The 11,540-nt window shown below is 64.3% G+C and carries 11 protein-coding genes; 9 read left to right on the plus strand and 2 right to left on the minus strand.

Annotation, left to right across the window (positions count from 1 at the left end):
* Positions 1–26 precede the first annotated feature (26 nt).
* The 5 genes from NX862_RS09910 to NX862_RS09930 all read left to right on the plus strand — a co-directional run bounded on the left by NX862_RS09910 (position 27) and on the right by NX862_RS09930 (position 5,933).
* Positions 27–1,613, plus strand: a complete 1,587-nt coding sequence (locus NX862_RS09910; RefSeq protein WP_264493748.1) for an ABC transporter substrate-binding protein — start codon at positions 27–29, stop codon at positions 1,611–1,613.
* Positions 1,614–1,617: 4 nt separating this feature from the next.
* Entirely contained in the window at positions 1,618–2,574 is a 957-nt protein-coding gene (locus tag NX862_RS09915) for an ABC transporter permease (protein ID WP_264493749.1), read from the plus strand.
* A complete protein-coding gene (locus NX862_RS09920; protein ID WP_264493750.1) occupies positions 2,571–3,386 on the plus strand; it encodes an ABC transporter permease in 816 nt (271 codons plus the stop codon). The genes NX862_RS09915 and NX862_RS09920 overlap by 4 nt, the downstream gene beginning before the upstream one ends.
* Before the next feature lie 7 nt (positions 3,387–3,393).
* Positions 3,394–5,025 carry an ABC transporter ATP-binding protein gene (locus NX862_RS09925; RefSeq protein ID WP_264493955.1) on the plus strand — a complete coding sequence of 544 codons (1,632 nt, stop codon included), beginning with the start codon at positions 3,394–3,396 and terminating at the stop codon, positions 5,023–5,025.
* Positions 5,026–5,096: 71 nt separating this feature from the next.
* Positions 5,097–5,933 carry an alkaline phosphatase family protein gene (locus NX862_RS09930; protein ID WP_264493751.1) on the plus strand — a complete coding sequence of 279 codons (837 nt, stop codon included), beginning with the start codon at positions 5,097–5,099 and terminating at the stop codon, positions 5,931–5,933.
* Positions 5,934–6,037: 104 nt separating this feature from the next.
* On the opposite strand, the gene NX862_RS09935 is transcribed toward NX862_RS09930, so the two are convergent.
* Together NX862_RS09935 and NX862_RS09940 are read right to left on the minus strand one after the other, a co-directional pair.
* The gene (locus NX862_RS09935; RefSeq protein ID WP_264493752.1) at positions 6,038–7,249 is read right to left on the minus strand and encodes an ROK family transcriptional regulator; all 1,212 of its coding nucleotides are present in this window, start codon (positions 7,247–7,249) and stop codon (positions 6,038–6,040) included.
* 7 nt (positions 7,250–7,256) lie between these two features.
* Positions 7,257–7,700, minus strand: coding sequence for an RbsD/FucU family protein (locus tag NX862_RS09940; RefSeq protein ID WP_264493753.1), 444 nt, complete (start codon positions 7,698–7,700; stop codon positions 7,257–7,259).
* Positions 7,701–7,920: 220 nt separating this feature from the next.
* Here NX862_RS09940 and NX862_RS09945 point away from each other — a divergent pair, with 220 nt between their 5' ends.
* From NX862_RS09945 to NX862_RS09960, 4 genes are all read left to right on the plus strand, one after another.
* Positions 7,921–8,931, plus strand: a complete 1,011-nt coding sequence (locus NX862_RS09945) for a substrate-binding domain-containing protein (RefSeq protein WP_264493754.1) — start codon at positions 7,921–7,923, stop codon at positions 8,929–8,931.
* 92 nt (positions 8,932–9,023) lie between these two features.
* Positions 9,024–10,139, plus strand: coding sequence for an ABC transporter permease (locus NX862_RS09950; RefSeq protein WP_264493755.1), 1,116 nt, complete (start codon positions 9,024–9,026; stop codon positions 10,137–10,139).
* 29 nt (positions 10,140–10,168) lie between these two features.
* Positions 10,169–10,915, plus strand: coding sequence for an ATP-binding cassette domain-containing protein (locus tag NX862_RS09955; protein WP_264493956.1), 747 nt, complete (start codon positions 10,169–10,171; stop codon positions 10,913–10,915).
* Positions 10,912–11,523 (plus strand): nucleoside triphosphate hydrolase, encoded by a 612-nt coding sequence (locus NX862_RS09960; protein WP_264493756.1) that lies wholly within the window; start codon positions 10,912–10,914, stop codon positions 11,521–11,523. Before NX862_RS09955 ends, NX862_RS09960 begins: the two co-directional genes overlap by 4 nt.
* The last annotated feature ends 17 nt before the right edge of the window (positions 11,524–11,540 follow it).

Consider the following 11,540-nt stretch of genomic DNA (forward strand, 5'->3'; position numbering starts at 1 on the left):
TCAGACGGGACAACAGGGAGAAGACAATGTCGGACCAAATGAAAGACCTCGTGCGGCTGGCGGCCAGCGGCAAGATCAACCGCCGCGCTTTTGTCGGGCGCATGGGGGCCCTGGGGCTTTCGGCCTCGGTCGCCGGTTCCATGTTCGGGATGGTGGCCCAGGCGCAAGCCAAGAAGGGCGGCGTGCTGCGGGCGGGCGTTCAGGGTGGGCAGTCGACCGACTCGCTGGACCCGGCGCTGGCGGCGTCCGATGTGCCCTTCATGATCAACATGACCTGGGGTGAGACCCTGGTGGAGCTGGAGCCGGGTGGCGTCCTGTCGATGCGCGTGGCCGAGGAAGTGACCTCGAACGCCGATGCGACCGAGTGGAAGTTCAAGATCCGCGCGGGGATGACCTTCCACAATGGCGCGCCGGTCACGGCCGAGGACGTCGTGGCGACGCTGAAGCGGCACACCGATGACAAGGCGCAGTCGGGCGCGCAAGGCCTGGTCAAGGGCATCGCCGAGATGACCGCCGAGGGCGACACCGTCACGCTGAAGCTGGCTGCGGCCAATGCCGACCTGCCCTTCCTGATGGCCGATTATCACCTGATCATCCAGCCCGGCGGCGGCGTGGACAATCCGGCTGCGGGCATCGGCTGCGGCGCTTATATCGTCAAGGAATTCGAGCCCGGCGTGCGCTGCGTGATGGAGAAGAACCCGACCTATTGGGACACCTCGCGCGGGTTTGCCGACACGGTCGAGGTCTTGTCGATCAACGACAACACCGCCCGGACCGCGGCCATCACCGCGGGCCAGATCCACATGATGACCCGGGTCGATCCCAAGATTGCGGAAATGCTGGCCGGTGCCGAAGGCGTCGTGATCGAGCGTGCGGCCGGTCCGGGGCATTACGTGTTCATCATGCAATGCACCCAGGCGCCCTTTGACAACAACGACTTGCGCATGGCCTTGAAGCTGGCCATCAAGCGTGACGAGATGGTGGAAAAGATCCTGGGCGGCATGGGCTCTGTCGGCAACGACTTCCCGATCAACGCGGCCTATCCGCTGTTTGATGATGCGATCCCGCAGCGGGCCTTTGATGCGGCCAAAGCGGCCGAACATTACAAGGCCTCGGGCCATGACGGCTCTCCGATCGTGTTGCAGGTGGCGCCCGCGGCCTTCCCGGGGGCTGTGGATGCGGCGAACCTGTTTGTCGCCTCGGCCAATGAGGCGGGGATTCCGCTGACCATCAAGCTGGAGCCCGATGACGGCTATTGGTCGAATGTCTGGAACGTCGCGCCCTTCTGTGCGTCCTATTGGGGCGGGCGTCCGGTGCAGGATCAGATGTATTCGACGGCTTACCTGTCGACCGCCGACTGGAACGACACCAAATTCGTCGATGCGCATTTCGACGAGCTGATGTTGGCCGCCCGTGGCGAGCTGGACCCGGTCAAGCGCAAGGCGCAGTATTCGGAGATGGCCAATATCCTGCGCGACACCGGCGGGTTGATCTGCCCGATGTTCAACGATTGGGTCGAAGGCCGTCGCGCCGAAGTCGGCGGTTGGGTCGCCAATCCGGCGGGGACGCTGATGGATGGCAAGGCGCTGGTGAAGTGCTGGCTCGAAGCCTGAGCTGATGCATCCGCTGATAATCCTGGTGGTCCAGCGCATTGCGCTGGGCCTGATATTGCTTCTGGCGGTCTCGGTGCTGATCTTTTTGGGCGTCGAGGCCCTGCCGGGTGACACCGCGCAGCAAATCCTGGGCCAGGGCGCCACGCCCGAGACCCTGGCCAACATGCGCGAGAGTCTGGGGCTGAACGAGCCCGCCTTGACGCGGTATTTCTCCTGGCTGGGTCATGCGCTGACCGGGGATTTCGGCAAGGCGCTGACCAACAAGATGGACATCGCCCAGGCCATCGGGCAGCGGCTGGGCAATACGCTGTTCCTGGCCGCCTGTGCGGGCGTCATTGCGGTGCCCTTTGCCATCGGCCTTGGCCTTTTGGCCGCGCGCCACAACGGGCGTTGGCCGGACAAGCTGATTTCCGGCGTGACCTTGGCGACCATTTCCCTGCCAGAATTCGTCGCGGCCTATTTCGTCATTTACCTGCTGACCCAGGTCATCCCGATCCTGCAACCGGTTTCCATGGTCTTTCCGGGTATGACCTTTCTGGAACGCCTGCACGCCGTGGCTTTGCCGGTCATCGTGCTGGTCATGGTGGTGCTGGCCCATATGATGCGCATGACGCGGGCGGCGATCCTGAACGTCATGCAGTCGCCTTATATCGAAACCGCCGAGCTGAAGGGCCTGTCGCCGATGCAGGTCATCTGGCGCCATGCCTTGCCCAATGCGGTCGCGCCCATCGTGTCCGTCGTGGTGATCAACCTGGCCTATCTGGTCGTGGGCGTCGTCGTGGTCGAGGTGGTGTTCTCCTATAACGCCCTTGGTCAATACCTGGTGGACCATGTGTCGAAGCGAGACCTGCCGGTCGTGCAGGCCGTCGGTCTGATCTTTGCCGCTGTCTATATCGGCCTGAACATATTCGCCGATGTCGTGGGCATCGTGGCCAATCCGCGCTTGAGGCATCCGAAATGAGAATTCCCTTTTCGGCCATGCTGGGCCTTGGCCTGACCGCGCTGATGGTGCTGGCCGCCATATTCTCCCCCCTGATCGCGCCCTATGGGCTGAACGAGACGGTGGGCAAGGTGTGGGAGAACCCCTCGGCCCAGTTCTGGCTGGGGACCGATACGATCGGGCGGGATATCTTCTCGCGGCTGGTTTATGGGGGCGCTGTCACGATCTTTGTCGCGCTGGCGTCGTCGGCCTTGGCCTTTTCGATGGGGGCGTTTTTCGGGTTCCTCGCGGCGGTGCGCGGCGGTTGGATCGACACCGGGCTTTCAAGGCTGGTTGATGTGATGATGGCGGTGCCCTCGCTGATCGTGGCCCTTGTGGTGCTGTCGGTCCTGCCCCTGACGCTGACCACGCTGGTTCTGGTCATGGGCGTTTTGGACAGCACCCGCGTCTTCCGCCTAAGCCGTGCGGTCGCTGCCGATATCGCGGTCATGGACTATGTCGAGGCCGCAAAGCTGCGCGGCGAAGGTCAGGTCTGGATCATCTTCCGCGAGATCCTGCCCAACGCCATGTCGCCCTTGGTCGCCGAATTCGGGATGCGGTTCATCTTTGCGGTGCTGTTCATCTCGACGCTGTCTTTCCTTGGCCTTGGCATCCAGCCGCCGCTTGCGGATTGGGGCGGCATGGTGCGGGAGAACAAGGACGGGCTGATCTATGGCAAATCGGCGGCCATGGTGCCGGCTATTGCCATCGCGGTTCTGGCGATTGCGGTGAACCTGGTGGCGGATTGGGTCCTGTCGCGGACGACCTCGCTCAAAGGAGGCCGGAATGGCTAAAAACTCCATGGCTGACCTGCTGGAAATCAAGGGCCTGAAGATCGAGGCGACCTCTTATCCCCCCGGCGAGAAACCGCGTGAGGTGGTGCTGGTCGATGGCGTCTCGGTCAGCCTGGAGAAGGGCCGCGTTCTGGGCCTGATCGGCGAATCCGGGGCGGGGAAATCGACGATTGGCCTGGCCGCCATGGCCTATGGACGCGGCGGTGTGCGGCTGACCGGGGGCGAGGTCCTGCTGAACGGGCGCAACATAAGGGGCGCGGGGCCGGTGACGTTGCGCGCGCTGCGGGGGCGCGAGGTGACATATGTCGCCCAATCCGCCGCTGCCGCCTTCAACCCGGCGAAAAAGCTGATGGAGCAGGTGATCGAGACCTGCCTTCTGCACAAGGTGATGACCCGCCCGGCCGCTCAGGCCCGCGCGGTCGACCTGTTCCGCAAGCTGGGCCTGCCCAACCCGGAGAGTTTCGGCAACCGCTATCCGCATCAGGTCTCGGGCGGGCAGTTGCAGCGCGCCATGACGGCGATGGCTTTGTGCCCGAAGCCCGACCTGGTGATCTTTGACGAGCCCACCACGGCTTTGGATGTGACCACCCAGATCGAGGTTCTGGCCGCGATCAAGGAGGCGATCCGCGATCAGGGGGTGGCCGCGATCTATATCACCCATGACCTTGCCGTCGTGGCGCAGGTGGCCGACGACATCATGGTGCTGCGGCATGGCAAGACGGTCGAATACGGCTCGACCGATCAGATCATCAACCGCCCGGGGCAGGCCTATACGCAGGCGCTGGTCTCGGTCCGCGAGATTGCCCATGTCGAAAAGCCCCCCGCGGCGCCGATCCTGACGGTCGATGCGGTGACGGCGCGGTATCGCGGCACAAATTTCGACGTGCTGAAGCGGGTGTCGGTCGATGTGGCACCGGGGCAGACCCTGGCGGTGGTGGGCGAGTCTGGGTCCGGCAAGTCGACGCTGGCCCGGGCGATCACCGGGCTTTTGCCGCCGCATCAGGGGGCTGTGACCTTTGCCGGGCGTCGCTTGTCGCCCGATCTTGCTGGGCGGTCGCGCGACGATCTGCGCGAGTTGCAGATGATCTATCAGATGGCCGATACCGCGATGAACCCGCGCCAGACCGTCGGCACGATCATCGGCCGACCGTTGGAGTTCTATTTCGGCCTGAAGGGTGCTGAAAAGGCCCGCCGTGTGGCGGAGTTGCTGGATCAGATCGAGATGGGCAAGGGGTTCGCCGAACGCTATCCGGCGGAATTGTCAGGCGGCCAAAAGCAGCGCGTCTGCATCGCGCGGGCCTTGGCGGCCAAGCCCAAGTTGATCATCTGCGACGAGGTCACTTCGGCGCTGGACCCGCTGGTGGCCGATGGCATCCTGAAGCTGCTGCTGGCCTTGCAGGCGCAAGAGGGCGTGGCTTATCTGTTTATCACCCATGACCTTGCGACGGTGCGCGCCATCGCCGACAAGATCGCGGTGATGTACCGCGGCGAGGTGGTGCGTTACGGCGCGAAGTCCGAGGTCCTGGCCCCGCCCTTCGATGCCTATACTGACCTCTTGTTGTCCTCGGTGCCCGAGATGCGGCTTGGCTGGCTGGAAGAGGTTTTGGGCAGCCGCAGGATGGAAAGCGCGGGGAACTGACCCCACCCTGGGGGACTTCACGTCCCCCAGACCCCCTGTGGGATATTTTTGAAAAGATGAATGGGGGCGGTATGGCGAAGGTTCTGTTGATCCTGTTGGATGGCGTGCCGTGGCGGAATTGGCGGCGGCTGTTTGGGAATCTGGAGGGCTGGGTGGCCCATGGCGAGGCGCGAGTTTGGCGGATGCGGTCGGTTTTGCCCTCGACCAGTGGGACCTGCTATGCGTCGATTCACACCGGGCTTGCGCCGCAGGTTCATGGCATCTGGGGCAATGCGACGCGGCGGCGGTTGGCGTTTCCGGATGTGTTCTCCGAGGCGGTCAAAGCCGGGCTGACGACCGGGGCGGTGACACATTCCTTCTGGTCCGAGTTCTTTAACCGCGCGCCGTTCGATATGGTCGGCGACATCGAATATGACGAACCCGGCGGGCCGATCACCCATGGGCGGTTTCACACGATGACGGGGGATTCGTCGTATAACCAGATGACGCCCGCCGATCTGGACCTGTTCGCCACGCTGACCCTGCTATGTGAGCGCAAAGGGATCGACTACGGCATCCTGCATACCTGCACGCTGGATTCCCTGGGGCATCGGTTCTTTCACGACTGCGCCGAGATGGATGACGGCTGTTACCGGATGGACGAGGCCTTGGCGGGCTTTATCCCGCGCTGGCGGGCGGCGGGATACGAGGTCATCGTGACGGCCGACCATGGTCAGGACGCGCGGGGCCATCATGGCGGGGCAAGTGACGACCAAAGGGATTTCGCGCTGTATTACTTTGGTGACGGGCAGGGGCCGGCCAAGGATGTGCTGCTGGATCAGCTGGCTTTGGCGCCGACGATCCTGGCTCGGCTGGGGGTGCCTGTGCCCGCAACGATGCAGGTCGCGCCCTTTTTGACGGGCGGGTGATCGGGGGGCGACCTGGTTGTTTTCGCGGCGGCGTCCCGGGCTTGACCCGGGGCCTCGGTCTGAAAGGGGCGGCTTTGGGAGCCAGGCTCCGGGGCACGGGGGCCTCAGGCCTCGCGGGCGGCGGCGTTCTGGTCGATCAGATAGCGTTGGGACAGGGGGATGGCCGCGGCCCCCAGCGACCGCGCTTGGGCACCAAGTGACCCTTCGCGCAGCAGGGGGGGGGCGATGCCCGACAGGTCCTGGCGAAGGAAGGCCTCTTGCGTGGCCGCAACCATCCGGGCGCGCACCCAGGTCGGCATCCAGCCGTCGATCAGCACCGATTCCAGCTCCAGCAGCGTCGCGGCCGACAGGATCGCGCCCGCCAGACCCTCGGCCGCCAAGGCGATCCAGCGGTCCAGCACCGCGTCCGACACGCGCCAGACCTCGGGCTGTTCCCAGATGTGGTCAGAGCTTTCGCCCGCCGCCTCCATCATCTCGGCCAGAACGGACAGCGAGGCGCTGTCGAAAAGCCTGCGCATCCGTCCATCGGGGCCCTGCACCGGCATGGGGCCGACGCCCGCCGCATTGCCCGTGCGCCCCAGATGCAGCTGGCCGTTCAGCACAAGCCCCCCGCCGATGAACGTGCCGAAGTAGAAATACAGGAAGTCCTTCGGCCGCTCTTTGGTGCCAAAGACCAGTTCGGCGCCACAGGCCGAGGTGGCGTCGTTTTGCACATAGACGGCCATGCCGGTCACGTCGGCCAATTCGGCGCGCATGTCATGGTCGCGCCAACTGTCCATCTCGTCCTGGGGGGCGCCTAGCGCCTCGACCCAGGACCAAAGCTGAAAGGGCATCGCCACGCCCAGGCCCGCCACCCGGCTGCGCAAGTCAACTGGCAGGGTGGACAAAAGCCCGGGCAGGGCGCCCGCGACAAAGCCCACCACGGCTTGCGGCGTCGGATAGCGGTAGATGCGGCGGTGGGTCCCGCGCACCGTCCCCAGGAAATCGACCAGCACCAGATCGGCCGACCGCCGCCCGACCTTCAGCCCCAGAAAGAAGGCCCCATCGGCATCCAGCGACATCGGCACCGAGGGCTGGCCGATGCGACCGCGCACCGGTTCGCCCCGCATCAGAAGCCCGTCCTGTTCCAGCGCGCGCATGATCACGCTGACGGTCTGGGCCGAAAGCCCGGTCATGCGGGCAATGTCGGATTTCGCAAGCGCGCCGTGCTGGCGGACCAAAGACAGCACCAGACGTTCGTTATAGGCGCGCATCCCGGATTGGTTCGTGCCGCGCGGCGCCTCTTGTCGGTCGGTGGGCTCGGGTGTGTTCTGCATGGCCGCCTCAGGCCGGTCTTCCATTCGCGTCGATCACGCCTTTGCGCAGGATCACATTGGCGAACAAGGCGGATTCCGTCGTGGCGACGATGGTATGGGCCGCGCGGATGCGGGGGTAAAGATCGGCCCCCTTCAACGGCAGGACCGCAAAGCCCGGCGCCAGCGTGGCAATCGCCGCATCAAAGCCCTGGTGGAAATCGCCCGCCTGCGCCGGATCGTTGTTCAGCGCCGCCCGCATCACCGCATGGGGAACCGAACGGTCCAGCGGCATCACCGCCAGAATCGCCCGCACCAGATCCAGCGCCCCATGACCATCGGCCCGCACCAGACGGCGGGCATGTTCCTGCGCCGGGTAATTCGCATCGACCAGGGCGATTTCGTCGCCATGGCCCATGGACCGCAGCGTGAACAAAAGGTCAGGCCCCAAGATGGGCGGAATACCGATCAGCATCGAGGTCCCCAAGCTGTGAATCTCCTGCCGCCTCCTCCTCGAGCCAGCAAGATGGCGGCAGACTGCGGCGCCACCGCGCGACTGTCAATAATAAATCACACTGATTTATTTATCTTGACGAGGCTTTGGGAATCAGGTTTTCTGCCGCCATCGCCGGGGAGAGGGAGATCGCCCCGGGATGAACCGGACGACAAGTCCACATTCCTTGGGAGGAATATCCATGACGTTCAAAGCCGCTCTTCTGGGCGCTGCTGCGCTTGCTCTGGTTGCAGGCTCTGCCTCGGCTGCCGACCTGGCCTGCCTGATCACCAAGAACAACACCAACCCCTTCTTCGTGAAGATGAAGGAAGGCGCCGAGAAGGCCGCCGCCGACGCCGGTCTGGACTTCCAGGCCTATGCCGGTGAAGTGGACGGCGACGCCGCCCCGCAGATCACCGCCGTCGAAAACTGCGTCACCGCTGGCGCCAAGGGCATCCTGATCACCCCATCGAACGACTCGGTCGGGCCGGCCCTGAAGGCCGCTCGTGAGGCTGGCATCCTGGTCATCGCTCTGGACACGCCCCTGGCGGACAAGGACGCACAGGACATCACCTTTGCGACCGACAACTTCGAAGCAGGTCTGTTGATCGGCAAGTGGGCTGCTGCCCAGCTGGGCGACAAGGCGGCCACCGCCAAGATCGCGATGCTGGACATCAACAAGGACAACATCTCGGTCGACGTCGCCCGTGACACCGGGTTCCTGGTCGGCTTCGGCATCGAAGTTCCGGATCTGACCGTCATGGGTTCGGAAACCGATCCCCGCGTGATCGGCCACGAATCCTCGGGCGCCAACCCCGAAGGCGGCCAAAAGGGCATGGAAACCCTGCTGGCAAAAGACCCCGACATCAACGTGGTCTACACGATCAACGAGCCCGCAGCCGAAGGCGCCTATCAGGCCTTGAAGGCCGCTGGCAAAGAAGGCCAAGCGCTGATCGTTTCGGTTGACGGCGGCTGCCCGGGCGTGGCCTCGGTCAAGTCGGGCGTCATCGGCGCGACCTCGCAGCAATACCCGCTGCTGATGGCGTCCAAGGGCATCGAGGCCATCGTGGCCTTCGCCAAAGACGGCACCAAGCCGGCCACGTCGGAAGGCCTGTCCTTCTTCAACACCGGTGTGAACCTTGTCACCGACAAGCCCGCCGAAGGCGTGCCGTCGATCGACTCGGCCAAGGGCACCGAGCTCTGCTGGGGCTAAGCCTGGTTTCAGCCAAGTCAGGCTCTCTGACTTGATTAATGGAAGGGCGAGGTTACTCTCGCCCTTCTTCATACCGGGGGGGGAACCGTGCGATGAGCAGTCCAGAGACACCGACCAAAACGATTTCCGATTTCGAGGCCAAGTTGGCCGAGGCCGACAAGACCGTCGCTCAGTTTCAGGCGGATGACCGGTCGACCTTCAACATCCTCAAAGGCGTGCTGCGGCGCAATCCGACGCTGATCCCGGCGGCGGTGCTGATCATCTCTTATCTGGCCTTTGGTCTGGCGGCTTTCGCCATGGATCATGGCAACTTTTTCCGCGGCACGGTCCTGTCGACGATCCTGCAGCAAATGACCGTCGTGGGCTTTATCGCCCTGGCGCAAACCCTGGTCATCCTGACCGCGGGCATCGAACTCTCGGTGGGCGAGATCCTGATCATGTCCGCCCTGATCATGGCAAACCTGGGCGTGAACCCGGAAAACCCCGAGGTTCCGGGTCTTGCCGCGCCCCTGGCCATCGCGGCGGGGGTTGGGATCGGCGCCTTGATGGGGCTGTTCAACGGTATTCTGATCACCAAGATCAAGCTGCCGCCCTTCATCGTGACGCTGGGGACGCTGTCGATCTTCCGCGCGCTGAAGCTGGCCTATTCCCATTCGGAATCGGTGCGCAATGTCGATATCGAGGCCAAGGCGCCGTCGCTGCTGTTCTTTGGCCAGGGCTTCAAGTTCGGCACGTTCAACGTGACTTATGGCATGATCGGCCTGGTTCTTTTGGCCGCCGTGGTCTGGTTCGCGCTGAACCGCACCGCCTGGGGCCGCCATGTTCATGCGATTGGCGATGATCCGGATGCGGCGATGCTGTCGGGGATCAAGGTCGACCGCGTGTTGATCACGGTCTATACCGCCGCCGGTGCGATCTGTGGCCTGACCGCCTGGGTGGCGATTGGCCGTGTGGGCTCGGTCTCGCCGATTGCCTTCGGGGACATCAACCTGGCCTCGATCACGGCTGTGGTGATCGGCGGGACGTCCTTGTTCGGCGGGCGCGGATCTGTCGTCGGCGCGGTTCTGGGCGCCATCATCGTGCAGCTGTTCACCACGGGCCTGTCGGTCGCGGTGCGGGTGGACGACTATTGGCAAACCTTTGCGGCGGGCTGTCTGGTCATCGTCGCCGTGGCTTTGGATCAATATATGCGGAGGGCTTCGAAGTGACCCAACCCATCATCAAAGCGCGTGGCCTGATGAAGCGTTATGGCACGGTTGTCGCCATGAACGGCTGCGATTTCGACCTTTACCCCGGCGAGATCCTGGGCGTGATCGGCGACAACGGGGCGGGCAAGTCGACCCTGATCAAGGCGCTTTCGGGCGCCGTCACCCCCGACCATGGCACGATCGAGCTGGAGGGGAAGGCCGTCCACTTCCGCGGTCCCGAAGAGGCACGCGGCGCGGGCATCGAGACGGTCTATCAGACGCTTGCCATGTCGCCGGCCTTGTCGATTGCGGACAACATGTTCCTGGGGCGTGAGTGGCGCAAGCCCGGTATCCTGGGCTCGGTCTTCCGCATGACGGACCGGGCGCGGATGAACGCCTTTGCCCGCGAAAAGCTGTCGGAACTGGGGCTGATGACGATCCAGAACATCAACCAGGCGGTGGAGACCCTCTCGGGTGGCCAACGTCAGGGGGTTGCCGTGGCGCGGGCTGCGGCCTTTGGGTCCAAGGTCGTGATCCTGGATGAACCGACGGCTGCCCTTGGCGTCAAGGAAAGCCGTCGCGTGCTGGAGCTGATCCAGGATGTCCGCAAGCGCGGCATCCCGATCATCCTGATCAGCCACAACATGCCGCATGTCTTCGAGGTCTGCGACCGCGTCCATGTGCATCGCCTTGGCCGCCGGCTCTGTGTGATCGACCCGAAGCAGCACTCGATGTCGGATGCGGTGGCCTATATGACCGGGGCGAAAGTTCCCGATGGCGTGACCGAGGCCGCATGACACCGCAAGCGCTGGCAGAACTGATCCTGGACCAGGCCAGCGCGAAAGAGGGCCGCTTCATTGCGGCCCTCGCAGGGCCTCCGGGGGCGGGGAAATCGACCCTGGCCCAGGCGCTGGTGGGTCTGCTTGGCCCCTCGGCGCGGGTGGTGCCGATGGACGGCTTCCACTTCGACGACGCGATCCTGAACGCCCGGGGGATGCGCGCCCGCAAAGGCGCGCCCGAAACCTTTGACGTGGCGGGGTATCGCCATCTGCTGACCCGTCTGACCCAAGAGGACGAGGTGGCCATCCCGGTGTTTGACCGGTCTTTGGAACTGTCGCGCGGGTCGGCCGATCTGGTGACACAGGATCACCGCATCCTTGTGACCGAGGGAAATTACCTGCTGCTGGACGAAGCGCCCTGGACCGACTTGGCCGCCTTTTTTGACCTGACCGTGATGATCGACGTCCCCGAAGAGGAACTGGACCGCCGCCTTCTGGCGCGCTGGGATTTTTACGGCAAGACGCCGGTCCAGGCGCGGGCCTGGATCGACGGCAACGACATGCCCAACATCCGCCGTGTCACCCGCGGCTCACGCGACCCGGATGTCACGATCCGCTGGGGCTAAGGCCTCGTGGGGTTGAC

It is taken from the genome of Stagnihabitans lacustris (genome assembly GCF_025950525.1).
In the GTDB taxonomy this organism is placed as follows: Bacteria; Pseudomonadota; Alphaproteobacteria; order Rhodobacterales; family Rhodobacteraceae; genus Stagnihabitans.

Coding starts and splice junctions, on each gene's coding strand:
- NX862_RS09930 (WP_264493751.1), top strand. CDS start 5,097: ATGGCGAAGGTTCTGTTGATCCTGTTGGATGGCGTGCCGTGGCGGAAT.
- NX862_RS09960 (WP_264493756.1), top strand. CDS start 10,912: ATGACACCGCAAGCGCTGGCAGAACTGATCCTGGACCAGGCCAGCGCG.
- NX862_RS09955 (WP_264493956.1), top strand. CDS start 10,169: ATGAAGCGTTATGGCACGGTTGTCGCCATGAACGGCTGCGATTTCGAC.
- NX862_RS09925 (WP_264493955.1), top strand. CDS start 3,394: ATGGCTGACCTGCTGGAAATCAAGGGCCTGAAGATCGAGGCGACCTCT.
- NX862_RS09940 (WP_264493753.1), bottom strand. CDS start 7,700: ATGCTGATCGGTATTCCGCCCATCTTGGGGCCTGACCTTTTGTTCACG.
- NX862_RS09935 (WP_264493752.1), bottom strand. CDS start 7,249: ATGCAGAACACACCCGAGCCCACCGACCGACAAGAGGCGCCGCGCGGC.
- NX862_RS09950 (WP_264493755.1), top strand. CDS start 9,024: ATGAGCAGTCCAGAGACACCGACCAAAACGATTTCCGATTTCGAGGCC.
- NX862_RS09945 (WP_264493754.1), top strand. CDS start 7,921: ATGACGTTCAAAGCCGCTCTTCTGGGCGCTGCTGCGCTTGCTCTGGTT.
- NX862_RS09915 (WP_264493749.1), top strand. CDS start 1,618: ATGCATCCGCTGATAATCCTGGTGGTCCAGCGCATTGCGCTGGGCCTG.
- NX862_RS09920 (WP_264493750.1), top strand. CDS start 2,571: ATGAGAATTCCCTTTTCGGCCATGCTGGGCCTTGGCCTGACCGCGCTG.
- NX862_RS09910 (WP_264493748.1), top strand. CDS start 27: ATGTCGGACCAAATGAAAGACCTCGTGCGGCTGGCGGCCAGCGGCAAG.